Origin of the sequence: Pseudomonas sp. efr-133-TYG-103a, assembly GCF_030209235.1 — a bacterium.
GTDB lineage: Bacteria > Pseudomonadota > Gammaproteobacteria > Pseudomonadales > Pseudomonadaceae > Aquipseudomonas.
This window is the reverse complement of the sequence record NZ_JARVSK010000006.1, coordinates 18,704-39,907: the sequence shown is the minus strand read 5'-3', so window position 1 is coordinate 39,907 and position 21,204 is coordinate 18,704. Positions and strand designations below refer to the sequence as shown.

Annotated in this window: 17 protein-coding genes; 10 read left to right on the top strand and 7 right to left on the bottom strand. The window is 60.6% G+C overall.

All coding sequences use genetic code 11. The features are described from left to right. Position 1 precedes the first annotated feature (1 nt). From QRN36_RS05000 to edd, 7 genes are all read right to left on the bottom strand, one after another. Complete coding sequence (locus QRN36_RS05000; RefSeq protein ID WP_093461968.1) at positions 2-847, bottom strand: carbohydrate ABC transporter permease; 846 nt, start codon at positions 845-847, stop codon at positions 2-4. Continuing rightward, positions 840-1,748: a carbohydrate ABC transporter permease gene (locus tag QRN36_RS04995; RefSeq protein ID WP_093461971.1), complete on the bottom strand. Its 909-nt coding sequence runs from the start codon at positions 1,746-1,748 to the stop codon at positions 840-842. The genes QRN36_RS05000 and QRN36_RS04995 overlap by 8 nt, the downstream gene beginning before the upstream one ends. Before the next feature lie 164 nt (positions 1,749-1,912). After that, complete coding sequence (locus QRN36_RS04990) at positions 1,913-3,199, bottom strand: ABC transporter substrate-binding protein (protein ID WP_285423062.1); 1,287 nt, start codon at positions 3,197-3,199, stop codon at positions 1,913-1,915. A gap of 164 nt (positions 3,200-3,363) precedes the next feature. Beyond that, the gene (locus QRN36_RS04985) at positions 3,364-4,824 is read right to left on the bottom strand and encodes an ATP-binding protein (RefSeq protein ID WP_285423061.1); all 1,461 of its coding nucleotides are present in this window, start codon (positions 4,822-4,824) and stop codon (positions 3,364-3,366) included. A 6-nt stretch (positions 4,825-4,830) separates the two neighbouring features. Further along, on the bottom strand, positions 4,831-5,568 hold the full coding sequence (locus QRN36_RS04980; RefSeq protein ID WP_285423060.1) for a response regulator transcription factor: 738 nt from the start codon (positions 5,566-5,568) through the stop codon (positions 4,831-4,833). Positions 5,569-5,691: 123 nt separating this feature from the next. After that, positions 5,692-6,660: a glucokinase gene (locus tag QRN36_RS04975; protein WP_093461984.1), complete on the bottom strand. Its 969-nt coding sequence runs from the start codon at positions 6,658-6,660 to the stop codon at positions 5,692-5,694. Further along, positions 6,657-8,483: a phosphogluconate dehydratase gene (gene edd, locus QRN36_RS04970; RefSeq protein WP_285423059.1), complete on the bottom strand. Its 1,827-nt coding sequence runs from the start codon at positions 8,481-8,483 to the stop codon at positions 6,657-6,659. The genes QRN36_RS04975 and edd overlap by 4 nt, the downstream gene beginning before the upstream one ends. Before the next feature lie 238 nt (positions 8,484-8,721). Between edd and gap the strand changes: the two genes are divergently transcribed. The 10 genes from gap to gcvP all read left to right on the top strand — a co-directional run bounded on the left by gap (position 8,722) and on the right by gcvP (position 21,184). Beyond that, positions 8,722-9,723: a type I glyceraldehyde-3-phosphate dehydrogenase gene (gap, locus tag QRN36_RS04965; RefSeq protein WP_093461990.1), complete on the top strand. Its 1,002-nt coding sequence runs from the start codon at positions 8,722-8,724 to the stop codon at positions 9,721-9,723. Positions 9,724-9,958: 235 nt separating this feature from the next. After that, complete coding sequence (locus tag QRN36_RS04960) at positions 9,959-10,474, top strand: sigma-70 family RNA polymerase sigma factor (protein WP_285423058.1); 516 nt, start codon at positions 9,959-9,961, stop codon at positions 10,472-10,474. Between the two features lie 97 nt (positions 10,475-10,571). Continuing rightward, positions 10,572-11,537 (top strand): FecR domain-containing protein, encoded by a 966-nt coding sequence (locus QRN36_RS04955; RefSeq protein ID WP_373568699.1) that lies wholly within the window; start codon positions 10,572-10,574, stop codon positions 11,535-11,537. 121 nt (positions 11,538-11,658) lie between these two features. Continuing rightward, complete coding sequence (locus QRN36_RS04950) at positions 11,659-14,265, top strand: TonB-dependent receptor (RefSeq protein WP_285423057.1); 2,607 nt, start codon at positions 11,659-11,661, stop codon at positions 14,263-14,265. A gap of 102 nt (positions 14,266-14,367) precedes the next feature. Beyond that, complete coding sequence (locus QRN36_RS04945) at positions 14,368-14,967, top strand: biliverdin-producing heme oxygenase (RefSeq protein ID WP_285423056.1); 600 nt, start codon at positions 14,368-14,370, stop codon at positions 14,965-14,967. A 94-nt stretch (positions 14,968-15,061) separates the two neighbouring features. Next, positions 15,062-15,493, top strand: a complete 432-nt coding sequence (locus QRN36_RS04940; protein WP_285423055.1) for a YbaN family protein — start codon at positions 15,062-15,064, stop codon at positions 15,491-15,493. A gap of 52 nt (positions 15,494-15,545) precedes the next feature. Then, positions 15,546-15,896 (top strand): DUF5064 family protein, encoded by a 351-nt coding sequence (locus tag QRN36_RS04935; protein ID WP_285423054.1) that lies wholly within the window; start codon positions 15,546-15,548, stop codon positions 15,894-15,896. A 229-nt stretch (positions 15,897-16,125) separates the two neighbouring features. Further along, a complete protein-coding gene (locus QRN36_RS04930) occupies positions 16,126-17,634 on the top strand; it encodes a sigma-54-dependent transcriptional regulator (protein ID WP_285423053.1) in 1,509 nt (502 codons plus the stop codon). Positions 17,635-17,925: 291 nt separating this feature from the next. Next, the gene (gene gcvH / locus QRN36_RS04925; protein WP_285423052.1) at positions 17,926-18,309 is read left to right on the top strand and encodes a glycine cleavage system protein GcvH; all 384 of its coding nucleotides are present in this window, start codon (positions 17,926-17,928) and stop codon (positions 18,307-18,309) included. Between the two features lie 10 nt (positions 18,310-18,319). After that, complete coding sequence (gcvP, locus tag QRN36_RS04920) at positions 18,320-21,184, top strand: aminomethyl-transferring glycine dehydrogenase (protein ID WP_285423051.1); 2,865 nt, start codon at positions 18,320-18,322, stop codon at positions 21,182-21,184. Positions 21,185-21,204 lie beyond the last annotated feature (20 nt).

Here is a 21,204-nt window from a genome sequence, read left to right as displayed (position 1 = left end):
ATTACCCCTTGACTGCGCCGGCCGTCAGCCCGCGCACGAAATACTTGCCTGCGACCACGTAGACCAGCAGGGTCGGCAGTCCGGCGATCATCGCCGCTGCCATATCAACGTTGTATTCCTTGACGCCGGTGCTGGTGTTGACCAGGTTGTTCAGCGCCACCGTGATCGGCTGCGAGTCACCACTTGAAAACACCACGCCGAACAAAAAGTCGTTCCAGATCTGGGTGAATTGCCAGATCAGGCAGACCATGATGATCGGTGTCGACATCGGCAGAATGATCCGACGGAAAATGGTGAAGAAGCCTGCACCATCCAGGCGAGCGGCCTTCACCAGCGCATCCGGAATGCTGACGTAATAGTTGCGAAAGAACAGCGTCGTGAACGCCAGCCCGTAAACCACGTGCACCAACACCAGCCCGGTCGTGGTGCTGGCCAGCCCCATCTTGCCGAGGGTGAACGATGCCGGCAGCAGGACGGTCTGGAACGGCAGGAAGCAACCGAACAGCAACAGGCCGAAGAACAACTGCGAGCCGCGGAAGCGCCACATCGACAACACGTAGCCGTTCAGCGCACCGATGGCGGTGGAGATCAGCACCGCGGGAACGGTGATCAGGAACGAGTTCCAGAAGTAGCCCTTTACAGTGGCCCAGGCCTTGATCCAGCCGATGGTGGTCACTTCGGCGGGCCAGCTGAGCAGGTTGCCGGTGCCGATGTCTTCAGGCGACTTGAAGCTGGTCAACAGCATCACCACCAGCGGCACCAGGTAAATCAGGACAGCCGCGATGAGGACCGCGTAAATCGCAACGCGGCTCAGGCTGATGGAAGGTTTGCCGGCGAGACTAGTCATTGCGCTTGGCCCTCAACTCCGAATACAGATAAGGCACCAGGATCGCGAGAATCGCACCGAGCATCAGGATTGCACTGGCCGAGCCCATGCCCATCTGGCCGCGGCTGAACGTGAAGGAATACATGAACATGGCAGGCAGGTCGGAGGAGTAACCAGGACCACCGGCCGTCATCGCCGCAACAAGGTCGAAGCTCTTGATTGCGATGTGCGCCAGAATCATCACGGCACTGAAGAACACCGGACGCAGGCTTGGCAGCACCACTTTCCAGTAGATTTTCGGCATGCTTGCGCCATCGATCTGCGCTGCGCGGATGATCGACTGATCGACGCCCCGCAGGCCGGCCAGGAACATGGCCATGATGAAGCCCGACGCTTGCCACACGGCCGCGATGACCAGGCAGTAAACCACTCGATCCGGATCGATCAGCCAGTCCAGACGAAAGCCTTCCCAGCCCCAATCCCGCAGTAATTTGTCCAGGCCCATGCCCGGGTTGAGCAGCCATTTCCAGGCCGTACCGGTGACGATCATCGACAGCGCCATCGGGTACAGGTAAATGGTGCGAATGAAGCCTTCACGACGAATGCGCTGATCCAGGAACACGGCGAGCAGCACGCCGACGACCATGCTGATGCCGATGAACATCCCGCCGAACACAGCGAGGTTCTTGCTCGCGACCCACCAACGATCGTTGTCGAACAAGCGCGCGTATTGCGCCAGACCCACCCATTTGTAGCTGGGCAGGAAGGTGGAATTGGTGAACGACAGAACGAACGTCCACAGGATGTAGCCGTAGAAGCCCACCAATACGATGAACATGCTTGGCGCCAGCACCAGTTTGGGTAGCCAGCGCTGCAGTGCATCGAACGGCGAGGCTTTGCTGAACACAGCAACAGAACTCATGGTGAAATCCAGTACAGAAAAATGAAATGCAGAGACCGTTTTTGTAGGAGTGACCGGGGTGGCGGTCCACCAGGCTCGCGAATACGGTGTGTCAGGCAAAGGTGCACTGACTGACACACCGCAATCGCGGGCAAGCGCGCTCCTACAGACTTTGCTGCTATGCGTTATTTAGCGGCCTTGATCGCACTGCCCAGCTTCTTCGCCGCATCAGCCGGATCGGCTTTCGGATCGTTGATGAAGTTGGTCACGACGTCAAAGAACGCGCCTTGAACGGCCAGCGTGGTTGCCATGTTGTGCGCCATGCTAGGTTGCAGGCCGCCGGTTTTGGCATCTGCGAGGAAGTCCTTGGCAGCAGTCTGGGCGCAGGAGTCGAAACCGTACTTGCCCATGTCGCCGAGCATGTCGTTACGCACCGGAATCGAGCCTTTGTTGATGCTGAAGACCTTCTGGAAGTCTTCGCCCAGCACCACCTTGGCAATGTCCTGCTGACCTGCCGCAGTGCCGGCATCCTTCTGCTTGAACACCGCCAGGGAGTCGATGTTGTAAGTGAAGGCCTTGTCAGTGCCAGGGAACGCTACGCACTCATAGTCCTTGCCCGCGACTTTCTTGGCAGCAGTCCATTCGGACTTGGCCCAGTCGCCCATGATCTGCATACCGGCCTTGCCATTGATGACTTTGGCGGCTTCCAGGTTCCAGTCCTGACCTTTGCCGTCCGGGTCCATGTAGGAGGCGACTTTCTTCAGCTCGGTCAGCGACTTGATCATTTCAGGACCGGTCAGCGCGCCGTTGTCCAGGTCGACGAAGGCTTTCTTGTAACCGTCTGCGCCCATGACCGACAGCACGACGGCCTCGAACACGGTGCTGTCCTGCCAAGGCTGACCGCCGTGAGCCAGCGGAATGAAGCCGGCTTTCTTGAGCTTGTCGCCTGCGGCGTAGAATTCTTCGAGGGTGGTCGGGGCTTTTTCGATACCGGCTTTCTTGAAGACTTCCGGGTTGATCCACAGCCAGTTCACGCGGTGAATGTTCACGGGAACGGCGACGTAATCACCGTCGTACTTCACGGTATCGGAGACTTTCTTGTCGAGCAGGCTGTCCCACTTCTCCGACTTGGCGGTGTCTTTCAACACGTCGGTATCGAGCAAACCGGTGGACGCCCATTCCTGAATGTCAGGGCCTTTGATCTGAGCGACGCCTGGCGGGTTGCCGGCAACGGCGCGGCTTTTCAGAACGGTCATGGCAGTCGAGCCGCCGCCACCTGCGACAGCGCCGTCTTTCCAGGTGAATCCGTCTTTTTCAACTTGAGCCTTGAGCACATCGACTGCCGCTTTTTCGCCACCGGAAGTCCACCAGTGGACGACTTCGACAGTGCCTTTGGAATCAGCGGCCATGGCGCTCAGAGGGAACAACGAGGCGAGAGAAATGAGTGCAGCGAGACGGGTAATCGAATTCATCTATTTGACCTTTCTTGTTGTTATGCATGAGCAAGTCTTGGTGCTTGCGCTGCATGGATTCTAACCAAGGGGCTAGAGCGGACGGTAACGAAGGGATGCGCGAATGTCACAGGATGGTGACATTCACGAAACCTCCCGTATGACCTGTAGAACCGGGTCGGCGCTCACTCCACCCCACGTGGCAGATACAGCGTCACCCGCAACCCGCCTTCGCGCATGTTCTGCAGCGTCACTTCGCCGCCATGGCTGTGGGCGATGTTGCGTGCGATGCCCAGCCCCAGGCCATAGCCCTGCTGATGCTTGCCGGCCAATCGAAAATGCGGCTCGAAAACTTGCTCCAGACGCTGCTCAGGCACGCCGGGGCCTTCATCCTCCACGTGAAGCACGAACGCATCGGCATCGTCTTCGATGGTCAGGTGCGCCCGGTCGCCGTATTTGATCGCATTGTCGATGAGGTTCCCCATGCACCGCCGAAGCGCCAGCGGCTTGCCATAAAACATCGACATTGCCTTGCCCTTGAGCGTCACCCGGCCCGCCCCCTCTGGCGCCATGTAGGGTTCGATCAGGCAGTCCAGTGCATGATTGAGGTCGACCGGCTCGATGTTCTCGTGGATGTCAGTGTCTTTCACGCACTGCAACGCGCCTTTGACCAACAGCTCCAGCTCGTCGAGGTCCCGGGTGAATTTGGCCTGCATCTTCTCGTCTTCGAGCAGCTCTACCCGCAGCCGCAGTCGAGTGATCGGCGTGCGCAAATCGTGGGAAATCGCGCTGAACAGCTGGCCGCGCTCGGTCAGGTAACGGCTGATCCGGTCGCGCATCGTGTTGAACGCGCGGGTCACTTCGATGACTTCGCTGCCGCCACCTTCCACCACCGGCTCGACATCGGCGCCCAGTGACAGGTCTCGCGCGGCACGAGCCAGGCGTTTCAACGGGCCGCTCTGCCAGTGCACCAGCAGCCCGATGAACACCAGCAGGAAAATGCTCGTCAGGCCAATGAACCACACCTGCTGAGAGGGCAGGCCCTCTTCTTCGAGCATCGTGTAGGGCTCAGGCAGCAATGAAGCGATGTACAGCCACTCGCCGGGAGACAGCTCGATCTGGGTCACCAGTACCGGCGGATTCACCGGCTCCAGCGTCAACGCGTAATGGGCCCACGAACGTGGCAGCTCGTCGAGCTTCAGCCCGCTGTTGAAGATGCGCAGGTCTTCGGGACGGACGAAACGCACCAGAATATCCGGGTCAGCGCCCAGGTTCTGGCGCAACACCTGCCCGACCACGTTGATGACGGCCGACTTGCGCACGGTCGGTTCCAGCACCTGCATCTCCAGCGGACGGTCGTTCAGGGATACGAAGAATCGCGTGCCGCCCATGCTGCGCAGCTGATCGAGCACCAGGGGACGGAACGCAACGGGTAAAGACCGGAAATAACTGACGCTGGCCGCCATGGAAAACCCAAGGCTGCGGGCGCTGGTGATCAGGCCTTCCATTTGCGTCGCGCGCAGCTGCGAAAGCCAGATCAGGCTGGACAGCGTCTGGGCCAGCAACACCGCTAACAACGTCAGCAGCAACATGCGCCCCAACAGCGAGCGCGGCACCGGGAGACGGCGCTTTCTCTCGACGACCATCGAGGATCAGTAACCGTTGCTGGCTTGTGGCAGCACATTGGCTGCCAACAGATAGCCACTGCCTCGCACCGTGCGGATCAGCCGCGGCGCTTTGCCGGTATCCCGAAGACGCTGACGCAGGCGGCTGACCGCCATGTCGACGATGCGCTCCAGCGGCATCAGCTCGCGCCCGCGGGTGGCATTGCCGATGGTGTCGCGATCGAGAATCTGTTGGGGATTGTCGAGAAACAGCTTGAGCAGCGCAAAGTCGGCGCCGGAGAGAATCACCTCTTCGCCATCGCTGTGAAAGAGGCGATGACTGACCATGTCCAGACGCCACTCATCGAACACCAGGACCTCGCCACCCGTGCGCTCCTGGCCGAATTGGGCTCGCCGCAGCAACGCCTTGATGCGCGCCTGAAGCTCACGCGGGCTGAAGGGTTTGGCCATGTAGTCGTCGGCACCGAGCTCCAGCCCGATGACCCGGTCGGCCTCGTCGGAACTGGCAGTCAGCATGATGATGGGAATATGCGGCTGGCGTGGATGCTGCCTGACCCAGCGACACAGGCTGAAGCCATCCTCGTCGGGCAGCATGACGTCGAGAATCAGCAGGTCGCTCGGCTCGTCATTGAACGCCTGACGAAACTGCGCCCCGTCGCCCACTGCCCGCACCTGGAAACCTGAGCGGCTCAGGTAGGCTTGCAGCAACTCGCGAATCTCCTCGTCGTCATCGACGACGAGGATCGATTTACTGACAGCGTTCACGTTGGTCGTCCTTGTAAGCACTGAAATTGTTGTTATGAGAGAAGCAGCTACAAGCCTCAAGCTCCAAGCCTCAAGAAAAAGCAGAGCCGTTCGCGTTCCTTTTTGTAGCTTGTAGCTTAGAGCTTAGAGCTGGCGACTTGCCAGCGCCTGATCCAGCGCCACCCCGGCGCCCATCAGGCCCGGGTATTCGGCCGTCACCAGCCACACTGGCACGTCCTTGAAGTAATCCTTCATCAACCCCTTCTGCGCAAATGCGGCGTTGAAGCCACTCTGCTTGAAGAAATCGATGAACCGCGGAATCACGCCCCCGGCAATATACACACCTCCACGCCCGCCCACGGTCAATACATTGTTACCCGCAACGCGGCCGAGGAAGACGCAGAACTGCTCCAGCACGGCGCTGGCAACCGGATCGCCCTTGAGCGCTGCGGAGGTGATCGCCGCCGGTGACTTCAGCTGCGGTTCGATCTCATCGAGCGCGCAGCTGACCTGATACAGCAGCAACAGACCGGCGCCGCTTAAAATCGTTTCAGCACTGACGTGCTCATGCTCAGCCATCAGGCGCATCCACAGCATCGCCTCACGTGGATTGCCGATCGGCAGATCGACGTGACCGCCCTCGCCCGGCACTGCCGTCCAGTGCGCTTCGCCCGTGCGGATCAGCGTGCCGACGCCCAGACCGGTGCCCGGCCCGATCACCACGCGGGCGCCTTTCGGGTCGCCCTTGCCGTGGCGCACGGTCAGGTATTCATCGTCGCGCAGGCGCGTCATGCCCAGTGCCATGGCCGTGAAATCGTTGACCATGATCAGGCTGTCGATTTTCAGCGCCGCACAGAATGCCTGCCGATTGATCTTCCAGTGGCTGTTGGTGAAGTGAAAATCGTCGCCCGTTACCGGGCCGGCAACGGCCAGACAGATCGAACCGACATCGCCCGGCTGCAGCTCCAGATCTTGCAGGTAGACCAGCAGCGCCTTCTCGGGACTGGCGTAATCGACTGTCGGAAAAACCCTGATCGAATGCAGCTGATCGTCTTCCCAGATGGCAAAACGAGCATTCGTCCCGCCGATATCACCCACCATCGCCAATGTCACTTGAGCGTCTCCAGATTCGAAGTAAAGGCGCTGGCGCCCTTCTCTGCCGAGCTGAAGGCCATGCGCATGAAGCCGAACAATTCCCGGCCGCTGCCCACATTGTGAGAAAGACGACCGATTGCTGGCTCTCTGGCGGCCAATTCTGCCGGTTCGACGAGAACTTGCAACGTCCCTTTCACGCCATCTACCCGAATGAGGTCCCCATCGCGCACAAGTGCCAATGGGCCACCATCAGAGGCTTCGGGGCAGACATGAATCGCCGCCGGGATTTTCCCCGAGGCCCCGGACATGCGGCCGTCGGTAATCAGGGCGACCTTGAAACCGCGATCCTGCAGCACGCCCAGAAACGGCGTCATTTTGTGCAATTCAGGCATGCCATTGGAGCGTGGCCCCTGAAAGCGCATCACCGCAACGAAGTCGCACTCCAGCTCGCCGGCCTTGAACGCGTCGGCCAGATCCTGCTGATCCTCGAAGACCTTGGCCGGGGCCTCGACGATCTGATGCTCCAGCGCCACCGCGGAAACCTTCATCACGCCGCGCCCCAGATTGCCTTCCATCACCCGCAGACCGCCTTCTGGCGAGAACGGACGGGCAATCGGACGCAGGATGTTCTCATCCAGGCTGTGCGTCGGGCCGTCGCGCCAGACCAGTTCGCCGTCGTCCAGGAACGGCTCCTGGGTGTAGCGGCGCAGGCCACGCCCCACGACAGTGTTGACATCCTCGTGCAGCAAGCCCGCATCAAGCAGCTCGCGGATCAGGAACGACATGCCGCCGGCAGCCTGGAAGTGGTTGATGTCGGCTTTGCCGTTCGGGTACACGTGGGTCAGCGTCGGCACGACTTCGGACAGATCCGCCATGTCCTGCCAGGTCAGCTGAATGCCCGCGGACTGGGCGATCGCCGGCATGTGCAGCGTGTGGTTGGTGGAACCACCCGTCGCGTGCAGCGCCACAATCGAGTTGACCAGCGAACGTTCGTCCACAATCTCCCCCAGCGGAATGAAATCGCCGCTCTGCTTGGTAAGACGCGTGACCTGGAACGCCGCCTCGCGTGTCAGTGCGTCACGCAGTGGTGTGTAGGGATTGACGAAGGAGGCGCCCGGCAAGTGCAGCCCCATGACTTCCATCAGCAGTTGGTTGGTGTTCGCCGTGCCATAGAAGGTGCAGGTGCCCGGGCCGTGGTAGGACTTCATTTCCGAGTCCAGCAGCTCTTCTCGGGTCGCTTTGCCTTCGGCGTAACGCTGTCGTACGTCGGCTTTCTCTTTGTTCGAGATGCCCGATACCATCGGCCCGCCCGGCACGAAGATCGTCGGCAGGTGCCCGAACCGCAACGAGCCCATCAACAGACCCGGCACGATCTTGTCGCAGATGCCCAGCATCAGCGCGGCGTCGAACATGTTGTGCGACAGCGCCACCGCCGTTGCCATCGCAATGACTTCCCGGCTGGCGATACTCAACTCCATGCCAGGTTCGCCCTGAGTCACGCCATCGCACATGGCCGGCACGCCGCCAGCGAACTGACCGACGGAGCCGATTTCGCGCAGGGCTTTTTTGATCTGTTCAGGGAAGTGCTCGTAAGGCTGATGCGCCGAGAGCATGTCGTTGTAGGAAGAAACGATGGCGACGTTGGCCGCGTTCATCATGCGCAGGCTGTGTTTGTCTTCAGGACCACAGGCCGCCACGCCATGGGCGAAGTTGGCGCATTGCAGCTTGCCGCGCATCGGTCCGTCGCTCGCCGCGCCCCGGATCAGCTGCAGATAGCGTTGGCGGGTGTCACGGCTGCGAGCGATCAGCCGTTCGGTTACCTCAAGGACGCGGGGATGCATGGTCATGAACTCCAGGCTAGCGGATGTGGTCACCCGTTCAGGCGCTTTCAGAACTCGCCGGTCAAAACGCTGCTTGAGAGAAACGCTTCAGCAAACGCTTTGATTTTCAGACAGTTGAGAAGGCTCGACGGGTTTCTATTTGTAGATAAAACAAAATACTGCCACTAAAAGGGCTTGTTTTCTATTTTTATGAGAATAATCTTGTAATTCCAACAACAAATTCACTGAGGACGGGTGTATGACTCTCCGCATCGCAATCAACGGCTTTGGCCGCATCGGCCGCAACGTCCTACGCGCACTCTATACCCAAGGCTACCGCCAGGACCTGCAAGTCGTCGCCATCAACGATCTGGGCGACAGCGAGATCAACGCCCACCTGCTCAAATACGACACAGTCCACGGCCCGTTCGATGGCACTGTGGAACACGACAAGGAAAGTCTGACCGTCAATGGTGACCGTATCTCGGTCAGCGCCATCCGTAATCCGGAAGACTTGCCATGGAAGTCCGAGAACATCGACGTGGTGTTCGAATGCACCGGCCTGTTCACTGATCGCAACAAGGCTGCAGGACACATCACCGCTGGCGCCAAGAAAGTCATTATTTCCGCCCCGGCCAAGGGCGCTGACGCCACCGTGGTCTATGGCGTCAACCACGATGTGCTGCGCCAGTCTCATCAAGTGATTTCCAACGCTTCGTGCACCACCAACTGCCTGGCGCCCGTGGCGCAGGTACTGAACCGCGAGCTGGGCATCGAAAACGGCTTGATGACCACCATTCACGCCTACACCAATGACCAGAATCTGATCGACGTCTATCACACCGACCCTTACCGCGCCCGCTCGGCCACTCAGTCGATGATCCCGAGCAAGACCGGGGCCGCCGAAGCGGTGGGTCTGGTATTGCCGGAACTGGCGGGCAAGCTGACCGGCATGGCCGTGCGCGTGCCGGTCATCAATGTGTCTCTGGTTGACCTGACCATCCAGCTCAAGCGCGATGCAACCGCTGATGAAGTCAACGCGATCATGAAAGAAGCGGCCCAGCATTCGAAGATTCTTGGCTACAACGCTCTGCCGCTGGTTTCCCACGACTTCAACCACAATCCGCTGTCGTCGATCTTCGATGCCAACCACACCAAAGTCAGCGGTCGCCTGCTCAAAGTGCTGGCCTGGTACGACAACGAATGGGGCTTCTCCAACCGTATGCTCGATAACTGCCTGGCATTGATGAATGCCGAGTAAGGCCTGACGCCGGGCGCAACGTCCGCCCCGCAACAGACCTGTAGCAGAACGCGCGCTCGCGACGGCGGCGGGTCAGCCTCATGTGCATCGGCTGACACGCCGCCCTGGCGGGCAAGCGCGCTTCAATTGATCAAGACCGTCACTCCCCTTTACAAAATCTTTGCGAATTCCCACCTTGCCAGGCCCGCAGATGATAAGCATTATCATCCGCTGATTTTCTGGTCGGGTTATCCGCGTGACGCAATCGCACTTCAACGATGTATTCCTGGCCCGGCGAACGATTCTTCTGCGCACTTTGCAGCGCATGGTTCGCAACCCCAGTACCGCCGAAGACCTGCTGCAGGAAACTTATCTTCGCGTCACGCGCGCACTGGGCGAACGCGCGATCGATCATCTCGAACCCTTCGTTTTCCAGACCGCACGCAATCTGGCGCTTGACCATCTGCGCGCCCGACGCATCCACGCCCGAACCATCGTCGACGACGTTCCGCTGGCGGATATCCACAACGTCGTAGCACCGGACTCGACGCTCGAAGATGCCGCGCACGCCAATCGCCTGCTCGAAAGCCTGAACGCCAGCCTGGAAAAACTGACGCCGCGCCAGCAGAAGATATTCACGCTCAGTCGCCTCAACGGTGCCAGCTATCTGGAAATCGCCGAGCAACTGGGCGTGTCGGCCAGCACCGTACAAAAGGAACTCAAGCTGATCATGGCGATTTGTCTGGGCGTCGCAGCCCGGCTCGATCAGTGATGACGACAGCCTGACCCGTTACCGATAAGAAACAGGCGGCTCGCCAGCCTGGCCAGCGCTACACTGCGCCCCACACCGTGTATCCGAGGACGCTCCCTTGAGGGACTCTCATTCATCAGGCCCGCATCCGGCCGACGATGCGTTGAAGCACAGCGCAATGGACCAGGCCCTGAACTGGCTGATCGAACTGGAAAGCGCCGACGCTGCCGGGTACGCCCGCTTTCAGGCGTGGCTGGCGGCAGACCCGGCCCATCGCGAAGCCTTCACCCGGGCCGAAGCCGTGTGGAATTCTCAGCCAGTGTTCGCGGCAGCCGTGAACCTCGCGACGCCGAAAAAACCGTCGCTGCTTCGCCGCGTACGCCCTCACTGGCTGCCTCTGGCCACGGCAGCGGTTCTGTTGCTGGGCCTGTTCAACTTCAGCGATCTGCCCCTGCGCCTGCGTGCCGACCACCTGACCGTGGCCGGAGAGCGCCAGCGGCTGGAGCTTGCGGACGGTTCGAAGGTGCTACTCAATACCCGATCTGCGTTCTCCTCCGACCTGGACGAACAGCAGCGGGTCGCGCGTCTGTATCAAGGCGAGGCGTTTTTCGAAGTGCCCGGCGCCAAGGGTCTGCCGCTTGAAGTCGAGGCTGGCCCGGTACGCATGAGCGCCAGCAGCACCGCGTTTGCCGTTCGTTATCTGGACGGTGTGGCGCAGATACAGGTCGAGCGCGGCGCACTGAACGTGCAGGCGCTGCGTGGCAATTCGCAGATGAACCTGGGCGCAGGCGACAGTCTGAAGGTCGGCCCGGAGGGTTTTGGCCGCCGCGAAAAGGTCGATCAGAACAAGGATCTGGCGTGGATTCAGGGCCGCCTGATTTTCGACAATTGCCCGCTCAGCGAGGTACTGGTCGAGCTGCGCCGTTACTATCCGGGCTGGATCGTGAACACCAACAGCAAGCTCGATCGTGTGGCGGTCACCGGTAATTACCGCCTGGACAGCCCTGTCGACGTGGTGCGCTCGCTCGCGCAGATCACCTCGGCCAGCTTTCACGAGTTGCCGGCGCTGGTGATTCTCAACTGAGCAAAACTATTTTTACGCGATAGCCGTTCGTCGTTCGTCTAGTCATAGCCAATGCAACTGATTCTTATTTGAATCATTCAGCAAAAACTATAAACGACCCGCACGACAGGGAGCGCTATCGATGTTGTCCACGTTCACCCCTACGCCCACCGACTCGCCCAGGACCACCCGCCACTCCACCCTCTCACTGCTGACCGTCGCCATCCTGAGCGCCAGTCTGCACAGCCCTGCCACCGCCGCTGCCGAGCAACCGGCGCGCGTGGCCGGCGCCTATCAGTTTTCGATCAAGCAGCAACCGCTGGTTTCGGCGCTCAACGAATTCAGCAAGATCACGGGCTGGCAGGTGGGGCTTTCGGCGGATCTGGCGCAGAACGTCACCTCGCCCGGCGTGAACGGAACCTTGTCGGCCGAGCAAGCACTGGAGCGCCTGCTGGCGGGCAGCAATCTGAGCTACCGCAACCTGGGCAACAACAACGTCGTGCTCGAGCGTCGCGCCGGCGGCGCACTGGCGCTGGATCAGGTCACCATCAGCGCCACGCGCCAGGCGCAGTCGATAGCCTCGGTGCCCAACACGGTCAGCGTGCGTGATCGCGCCGACCTGGACCGGCAGAACGTCAACAGCATTCGCGATCTGGTGCGTGACGAGCCGGGCGTGTCCGTAGGCGGTGCGGGGCAGCGTGCTGGCACGACCGGTTACAACATCCGCGGGATCGACGGCAATCGCGTTCTGACTCAGGTCGATGGTGTCGAAGTCCCGGACAACTACTTCTCAGGCCCCTACGCCAACACCCATCGCAATTACGTCGACCCCGAGATCGTCAAGCGTGTGGAAATCCTTCGTGGCCCTGCATCTGCCTTGTACGGCAGTAACGCCATTGGCGGCGCGGTGAGCTATTACACGCTCGATCCGGAAGACATCATCAAGCCAGGCAAAGACGTCGGCGCACGCCTGAAAACCGGCTACAGCTCAGCGGACAACAGCTGGCTGAACTCCGCGACCGTGGCGGGGCGCGAGGGCGACTTCGACGCCATGCTGCACGTCAGCCAGCGTAACGGCCGGGAAACCGAGTCCTACGGCGAGCATGGCGGCACCGGGCTGGACCGCACCGCCGCCAACCCGGAAGACAAACGCGCGACCAACGTGCTGGCCAAACTGGGCTGGAATTATGGCGACAATGACCGGCTGGGCTTCACCTACGAAAAGTTCAAGGACGATACCCATACCAACCAGAAAAGCGCGGTCGGCGGGCCTTTCAACGAGGGCAGCGGCATGGGCTATTACCAGTCCCGTGAAGGCAACGATGTCGTGACCCGCGAGCGCTTCGGCGTTGAAAACGCTTTTGCGCTGGACAGCCTGCTGGCGGACAACATCAAGTGGAGCCTGAACTACCAGATCGCCAAGACCGATCAGGACACACTCGAGCGGTACGTCCCGAAAAACCCATTCACCGGCGCTGTCTCCCGGGATGTCTGGCGCGCGCGCAATACGTTCTACAAAGAGCGTCAATGGATATTCGATGCCCAGCTGGACAAGGCGTTCAGCATCGCTGACACCGAGCATCTGCTGACTTACGGCACCACGCTCAAACAGCAGAAAGTCACCGGTGAGCGTAGCGGCAACGCCACCTGCGCGGCCGTCGGGGGCACCTGCACCACCATTGGCGCGCCCAGCACGAGTTCGACGGACAGCCTGTTGCCGACCAGCGATTTCCCGGATCCGACCGTGAACACCTACGCCCTGTTCGCCCAGGATCAGATCAAATGGGGTAGCTGGACCTTCATGCCCGGCGCGCGTTATGACTACACGACACTGTCACCGCATGCGACAGACGAGTTTCTGAAAGCCTACAACCTGACCAATTCCGACCAGTTCAACGACAAGGACAAGAAGTGGCATCGCTTGTCGCCAAAACTTGGCATCACCTACGCGTTCGACGACGCCTACACCTGGTATGGCCAGTACGCCGAAGGTTTCCGCACCCCGACGGCCAAGAGCCTGTACGGGCGCTTTGAAAACGTCAGCGGCAACTATACCGTCGAGCCGAATCCGGACCTTGAACCGGAAAAAAGCAGGAGCTACGAGACCGGTCTGCGGGGCCGTTTCGACGAGGGCACGTTCGACGTGGCGGTGTTCTATAACAAGTATCGCGACTTCATCAATGAGGACGCCATCCAACCGGCAACCTCGTCGGCTACGGTTTTCCAGTCCAACAACATCAAGCACGCCACCATCAAGGGTGTGGAGCTCAAGGGCCGTCTGAATCTGGACAGCTTCGGCGCGCCTGATGGGCTCTACACACAGGGCTCCCTGGCATATGCCTACGGTCGCAACGATGACACGGGACAACCGCTCAACAGCATCAATCCGCTGACTGGCGTGTTCGGTCTGGGTTATGACCAGGACAACTATGGCGCACTGGTGAGCTGGACGCTGGTCAAGCGCAAGACCCGCGTGGACGATTCGCAATTCCACGCACCGAATGGTGTGTCGAGCGGTTTCAGGACGCCAGGCTTCGGCGTCGTTGACCTCACTGGCTTCTACAAAGTGACCGATGACGTCACCGTCAATGGCGGCGTTTATAACGTGGCCGACAAGAAATACTGGCGCTGGGACGACGTGCGTGGCTACGACGGCGTCGGCGAGGCAGGTGTGACTGCGCCGTCCAGCCTGGATCGTCTGACCGAGCCGGGCCGTCACTTCGCGGTCAATCTGGTGTGGGATATCTGACTCAAATGACAACCGCGCCCCTGCAGGGGTGCGGTTGTTTTTTTACGCTCGAACGCCACTCACTCGTCTCGTTAACAAACGCCTCTATTCCAAGGAAGACACATGTCCCACGACCCGATTCGTCGCTCCCAACGACTGAACCAGATCACCCACGCCCCGCATGAGCAGCTGGACAAGGCCGTCAAAGCCAATGCGCCGTTCGAAACCCTGGCCAGCTACAGTCGCTTTCTCAGCGCGCAGTATCTGTTTCAGCAAGAACTCAAAGCGCTGTACACCGATCCGCAACTGATCGAACTGATCACCGATTTACCTGCGCGATGCCGGGCAGAACAGGCCAGGGCGGACCTGAATGACCTGGGTGCGCCCATTCCGGCCCCGGTGTCAGGCGCCGTGGCGACGGTCAGCATGGCCCAGGCGCTGGGCTGGCTGTTCGTCTCCGAAGGGTCGAAGCTGGGCGCTGCATTTCTGATCAAGCGCGCCGAGGCGCTGAACCTGAGCGACACCTTTGGCGCACGTCATCTGGGCGAGCCCGCCGGTGGTCGCGCCGATGGCTGGAAGCGCTTCATCAGGATCCTCGACGACCTGCCCTTCAGCCCCGAGCAGGAAGAACAGATCGATCGTGGCGCCGTCGCCGCCTTCGAACGTTTCAACGTGCTGCTGCAGCACGCCTATGCTTGTCCGGCAGCGGCGCAACCGGCCTGACCCCGCGCGTTTGGCGCCCGGCACTGTTAAGCTAGGCGCCTCTGCCGGGAAGCATTCCCGCGCATTGCATCATTACCCTGCCGTTTCCGAGACCATGACCAGCACACCCCAAGGCAGCAAACTGTCCCGCATCCTGTTTGGCATTCTGGCCTACGTGAGTCTGACGATCGGCATCATCGCCATTTTCATTCCGGGACTGCCCACCACCGAGTTCATCCTGCTGGCGGCATGGGCGGCGACCAAAAGCTCGCCTCGCCTGAGTGCCTGGCTGGAAAACCACCGGGTCTTCGGCCCGATGCTGACCAACTGGCGCAACGGCAAACTCATCGCACGCAGCGCCAAGATCAGCGCCACTGTGACCATGCTGATCTGCGCCGTCATGATGCTGGTGCTGCTCAAACACAATTGGTGGATCTACTTCGCCGTAGCGGGCATGGTGCTGGTCAATCTATGGATATGGTCGCGACCCGAGCCCGAGGCTCAGTCTGTCGGCAATGCCAAGACGCCTGCCCGTGATGAACCCTGAGCAGACCGCAGGGTCTGTCCTTAACCTTCATCACATTTCGCTGGAGCACCCCATGTTCGAGCCCGGCCATCTGCACATCGCCCGTCCTGCCCTGCAACCGGAGGACGTCGGTTACGACATTCATATCCGTTACGAAGTCGCGCAGACCGACGAAGGTCCTGGCATGCACTTCACGCTCGAAGGCGATATCAACGGCAAGGGCTTCAACGAGTCCTTCGATCTGCCGAAAGACAAGGCCTACAACTTCGCCAGTGAAGCCTCCCGGCTTGCACAGAAACACGGCCTGCCCAAAGACGCCGACCTGCATGCGATGGACGGCCAGTACGACGCAATGTTCGAGGACATTCGCGACAAGCTCGACATGAAGTCAGGCGATGCGGTCAAGCCAGAGCATCTGGAATAGCCGGGCAGCGCCTGACATCGAATCGCGCATCGCCCTTGTAGGCACGAGCTTGCTCGCGAAGACGCTGCCATGGCCGACAGGTACATTTCAGAGCTTCTTCTTCGCCAGCAAGCCCGCTCCCACAGATCTCAGAACATCGAAGATTCGCCTGGCCCCGCTGTGTAGGGCGGGACCCCATCATTTACTGGCATAATCGCTCCCTTCAATCGCCCGAACCTCTTCGCTCCCCATGCGCATTCACGTTACGTTCATCGACCGCGTCGGCATCACCCAGGAAGTGCTGGCGATTCTCGGCGCGCGCAACTTGAACCTCGATGCCGTGGAAATGGTGCCGCCGAATGTCTACATCGACGCGCCGACCCTGAGCCACGAACTGCTCGAAGAACTCAAGGACCGACTGTTCCGGGTGCGAGGCGTGGAGGCGATTACTGTCGTGGATATCCTTCCAGGGCAACGCCGTCACTTGCAGCTGGACGCGTTGCTGGCGGCGATGACCGATCCGGTTCTGGCGCTCGACAGCGGCGGGCATGTGCTGCTCGCCAACCCTGCGCTCGTCGCACTGTATGGTCGCGAACCCGCTGGCGAACCGATTGGTGAGCTGTTCGGCGACCCCGCGTTGCAAACGGCGCTGCTGGAAAACGGCTTTCGCTTGCCGTTGCGCGAAGTCACGCTCAACGGCGAGGCGTTGCTGCTGGATGCGACGCCGATCACCGATGCAGGCGCGTTGCTCACGCTGTATCTCCCCAGCCGCATTGGCGAACGCCTGTCCGCCCTGCACCACGATCACGCAGAAGGCTTCGATGCGCTGCTCGGCGATTCAGCGCCCATCCGGACCCTCAAGGCGCGCGCCCAGCGCGTGGCCGCCCTTGATGCGCCGCTGCTGATTCAGGGTGAAACCGGCACCGGCAAAGAACTGGTGGCGCGGGCCTGCCACGCGGTCAGCGCACGCAATGGCGCGCCTTTTCTGGCGCTCAACTGTGCGGCGCTGCCGGAAAATCTCGCCGAAAGCGAATTGTTCGGTTATGCCCCAGGCGCTTTCACCGGCGCGCAACGCGGGGGCAAGCCCGGCCTGATGGAGCTCGCCAACCAGGGCACGGTCTTTCTCGACGAAATCGGCGAAATGTCGCCCTATCTGCAAGCCAAGCTACTGCGTTTTCTCAATGACGGCACTTTCCGCCGCGTTGGCGGCGACAAGGAAGTGCAAGTCAACGTGCGCATCCTCAGCGCGACGCACCGCGATCTGGAAAAAATGGTCGCTGAAGGGACGTTCCGTGAGGACCTGTTCTATCGTCTCAATGTGCTAAATCTGGAGGTCCCGCCACTGCGTGAGCGCGGTCAGGACATCCTTCTGCTCGCGCGTTTTTTCATGGAACAAGCCTGCACGCAGATTCAGCGCCCTGTGTGTCGTCTGGCGCCCGCCACTTATCCGGCCTTGTTAGGCAACCGCTGGCCGGGCAACGTCAGGCAATTGCAAAACGTGATCTTCCGCGCGGCGGCCATTTGCGAAAGCTCGCTGGTGGACATCGGCGATCTGGACATTGCCGGCACTTCAGTTGCGCGCCAGGGCGACGGCGAAATCGAAAGCCTGGAGGCCGCCGTGGAACATTTCGAAAAATCCCTGCTGGAGAAGCTCTACAGCCACTATCCTTCCACCCGGCAACTGGCCGCGCGCTTGCAGACTTCCCACACCGCGATTGCCCATCGTTTACGCAAATACGGGATCACAGGGAAATCGTAAGGCCCTTATCGGTGGCATGCGCAATAACACGCTGTTCGGAACGATTTCGAAACAGTGGAACGATTTCATTCCATTCAAGGCACATGCACGCACAGCAAGGCCTTGATCCTGCAATGCTTTTCAAACACCCGGATTCCGTAACGATTTCGCTACAGCCTCGTCGATAGCGGTCGGCGACAAATCGCTGAAAGCCTTGATCTACAGGCGCCGAGCAAGGTTGGCCGCAAACTTGCTAAGCAGCTACCCATCATGCTCGCGCCAACGACGAGCGATTTCATCTGGGGAGATTTCATGAGCGAGTTGCGTTTTACTGAAGATCACGAGTGGCTGCGCGCCGAGGCTGACGGCAGCGTGACTGTCGGCATCACCGCTTTCGCGCAGGACGCACTGGGTGACGTGGTTTTCGTGCAACTGCCCGAGCTTGCGTCCTACGATAAAGGCGCAGAAGCCGCTACGGTCGAATCGGTCAAAGCCGCCAGCGGCGTGTACATGCCGCTCAATGGCGAAGTCGTCGAGGTCAACCCGGCGCTTGACGCCAATCCCGAGCTGGTCAACGAAGACCCGTTGGGCCAGGGCTGGTTCTTCCGCTTTATTCCTTCCGACGCAGATGCTGTCGGCAAACTGCTCAATCAGGACGCCTACGACCGTCTGATCAAAGCCAACGCCGAAGCCTGAGGAGACTGCCATGACTGACCGCATCGAATTGAGCACCGCCAACGAGTTCATCGCACGCCACATCGGCCCGCGCGCCGACGATGAAAAAGCCATGCTCGCCACGCTCGGCTTTGACTCGCTGGAAGCCCTGAGCGCCAGCGTCATCCCCGAATCCATCAAAGGCACCAGCGTACTGGGCCTGTCGGCAGGTCAGAGCGAAGCCGATGCGCTGGCTGACATCAAAGCCATCGCCAGCAAAAACCAGCTGTTCAAGACGTACATCGGCCAGGGTTACTACAACACCCACACGCCGGCACCGATTCTGCGCAACCTGCTGGAGAATCCGGCCTGGTACACCGCTTACACCCCGTATCAGCCCGAGATTTCCCAAGGTCGTCTCGAGTCGCTGTTGAATTTCCAGACCCTGATCAGCGACCTGACCGGCTTGCCGATCGCCAACGCGTCGTTGCTCGACGAAGCTACTGCTGCCGCCGAAGCCATGACCTTCTGCAAGCGTCTGAGCAAGAACAAGTCCAGCCAGAAATTCTTCGCGTCGGTCCACTGCCACCCGCAAACCCTTGATGTCCTGCGCACACGCGCCGAGCCTCTGGGTATCGACGTTGTCGTGGCTGACGAAAGCCAGTTGACCGACGTCAGCGAATTCTTCGGCGCGCTGCTGCAATACCCGGCCAGCAACGGTGACGTGTTCGACTACCGCGACCTGGTCGAGCGCTTCCATGCCGCCAACGCACTGGTTGCCGTTGCAGCGGATCTGCTGGCCCTGACCCTGTTGACGCCACCCGGCGAATTCGGCGCAGACGTCGCCATCGGCAGCGCCCAGCGCTTTGGCGTGCCGCTGGGTTTCGGCGGCCCACACGCGGCTTACTTCTCCACCAAAGATGCCTACAAGCGCGACATGCCGGGCCGTCTAGTGGGCGTTTCGATCGACCGTTTCGGCAAGACCGCATTGCGTCTGGCGATGCAGACGCGTGAACAACACATTCGCCGTGAGAAGGCGACGAGCAACATCTGCACCGCGCAGGTTCTGCTCGCCAACATCGCCAGCATGTATGCCGTTTACCACGGTCCGCGCGGCCTGACCCGCATCGCCAATCGTGTGCACCAGCTGACCGCGATTTTTGCCGAGGGCCTGAGCACGCTGGGCCTGAACGTTGAGCAGGCTTCGTTCTTCGACAGCATCACCCTCAACACTGGCGCCAAGACTGCCGACCTGCATGCCAAGGCGCGCGCTCAGCAGATCAACCTGCGCGAAGTCGACGCCGATCGTCTGGGCGTATCGCTGGACGAAACCACCCAGCAAGCCGACGTGAAAGTACTGTGGCAACTGTTCGCAGGTGAAGGCCAGGCACTGCCCGATTTCGATTCGCTGGCCGAAAGCGTTAAAGCCCGCCTGCCCGCCGAACTCAAGCGTCAGTCGCCGATCCTGAGCCATCCGGTGTTCAACCGCTATCATTCCGAAACCGAACTGATGCGCTACCTGCGCCGTCTGGCGGACAAGGACCTGGCTCTGGACCGCACCATGATCCCGCTGGGCTCGTGCACGATGAAGCTCAACGCTGCCAGTGAAATGATCCCGGTGACGTGGGCCGAGTTCGGCAACCTTCACCCCTTCGCCCCCGCTGAACAGAGCGCCGGTTATCAGCAACTGACGGACGAGCTGGAAGCGATGCTCTGCGCCGCGACCGGTTATGACTCGATCTCGCTGCAGCCCAACGCCGGCTCCCAAGGCGAATACGCCGGCCTGCTGGCCATCCGCGCGTATCACCAGAGCCGTGGCGATGACCGTCGCGACATCTGCCTGATTCCTTCGTCCGCCCACGGCACCAACCCTGCCACTGCCAACATGGCAGGCATGCGTGTGGTTGTGACCGCATGCGACGCACGTGGCAACGTCGACATCGAAGACCTGCGCGCCAAGGCCATCGAGCACCGCGATCACCTTGCGGCACTGATGATCACCTACCCTTCGACCCACGGCGTGTTCGAGGAAGGCATTCGCGAAATCTGCAGCATCATTCACGACAACGGCGGCCAGGTTTACATCGACGGCGCGAACATGAACGCGATGGTCGGCCTCTGTGCGCCGGGCAAGTTCGGCGGCGACGTCTCTCACCTGAACCTACACAAGACCTTCTGCATCCCGCACGGCGGTGGCGGCCCGGGCGTCGGCCCGATCGGGGTCAAGTCTCATCTGGCGCCGTTCCTGCCGGGTCACGGCAAGATGGAACGCAAGGAAGGCGCGGTCTGCGCGGCACCTTTCGGCAGCGCGAGCATTCTGCCAATCACCTGGATGTATATCCGCATGATGGGTGGCGAAGGCCTGAAACGCGCCTCGCAACTGGCAATTCTCAACGCCAACTACATCTCGCGCCGCCTGGAAGAGCACTACCCCGTGCTGTACACCGGCAGCAGCGGCCTGGTGGCGCACGAATGCATCCTCGACCTGCGCCCGCTCAAGGAAACCAGCGGCATCAGCGTGGATGACGTCGCCAAACGTCTGATCGACTTCGGCTTCCATGCGCCGACCATGTCGTTCCCGGTAGCGGGCACGCTGATGATCGAGCCGACCGAAAGCGAATCCAGAGAAGAGCTGGACCGCTTCTGCGACGCGATGATCAAGATTCGCGAGGAAATCCGCGCAGTGGAAAGTGGCGCGCTGGACAAAGAAGACAACCCGCTGAAAAACGCCCCGCATACGGCGGCCGAGCTGGTCGGCGAATGGAGCCATCCGTACAGCCGTGAGCAGGCGGTGTATCCGGTCGCCTCGTTGATCGAAGGCAAATACTGGCCTCCGGTCGGTCGTGTCGACAACGTCTTCGGCGACCGCAACCTGGTCTGCGCCTGTCCTTCGATCGAAAGCTATCAGGACGCGTGACGGATAAGGGGCTACTGTGC

What these genes read in the sequence shown, in the direction of transcription:
- QRN36_RS04990 (WP_285423062.1), bottom strand. Translation starts at nt 3,199, where the DNA reads ATGAATTCGATTACCCGTCTCGCTGCACTCATTTCTCTCGCCTCGTTG.
- edd (WP_285423059.1), bottom strand. Translation starts at nt 8,483, where the DNA reads ATGCATCCCCGCGTCCTTGAGGTAACCGAACGGCTGATCGCTCGCAGC.
- QRN36_RS04935 (WP_285423054.1), top strand. Translation starts at nt 15,546, where the DNA reads ATGTTCGAGCCCGGCCATCTGCACATCGCCCGTCCTGCCCTGCAACCG.
- QRN36_RS04940 (WP_285423055.1), top strand. Translation starts at nt 15,062, where the DNA reads ATGACCAGCACACCCCAAGGCAGCAAACTGTCCCGCATCCTGTTTGGC.
- gcvP (WP_285423051.1), top strand. Translation starts at nt 18,320, where the DNA reads ATGACTGACCGCATCGAATTGAGCACCGCCAACGAGTTCATCGCACGC.
- QRN36_RS04950 (WP_285423057.1), top strand. Translation starts at nt 11,659, where the DNA reads ATGTTGTCCACGTTCACCCCTACGCCCACCGACTCGCCCAGGACCACC.
- gcvH (WP_285423052.1), top strand. Translation starts at nt 17,926, where the DNA reads ATGAGCGAGTTGCGTTTTACTGAAGATCACGAGTGGCTGCGCGCCGAG.
- QRN36_RS04985 (WP_285423061.1), bottom strand. Translation starts at nt 4,824, where the DNA reads ATGGTCGTCGAGAGAAAGCGCCGTCTCCCGGTGCCGCGCTCGCTGTTG.
- QRN36_RS04930 (WP_285423053.1), top strand. Translation starts at nt 16,126, where the DNA reads ATGCGCATTCACGTTACGTTCATCGACCGCGTCGGCATCACCCAGGAA.
- QRN36_RS05000 (WP_093461968.1), bottom strand. Translation starts at nt 847, where the DNA reads ATGACTAGTCTCGCCGGCAAACCTTCCATCAGCCTGAGCCGCGTTGCG.
- QRN36_RS04995 (WP_093461971.1), bottom strand. Translation starts at nt 1,748, where the DNA reads ATGAGTTCTGTTGCTGTGTTCAGCAAAGCCTCGCCGTTCGATGCACTG.
- gap (WP_093461990.1), top strand. Translation starts at nt 8,722, where the DNA reads ATGACTCTCCGCATCGCAATCAACGGCTTTGGCCGCATCGGCCGCAAC.
- QRN36_RS04945 (WP_285423056.1), top strand. Translation starts at nt 14,368, where the DNA reads ATGTCCCACGACCCGATTCGTCGCTCCCAACGACTGAACCAGATCACC.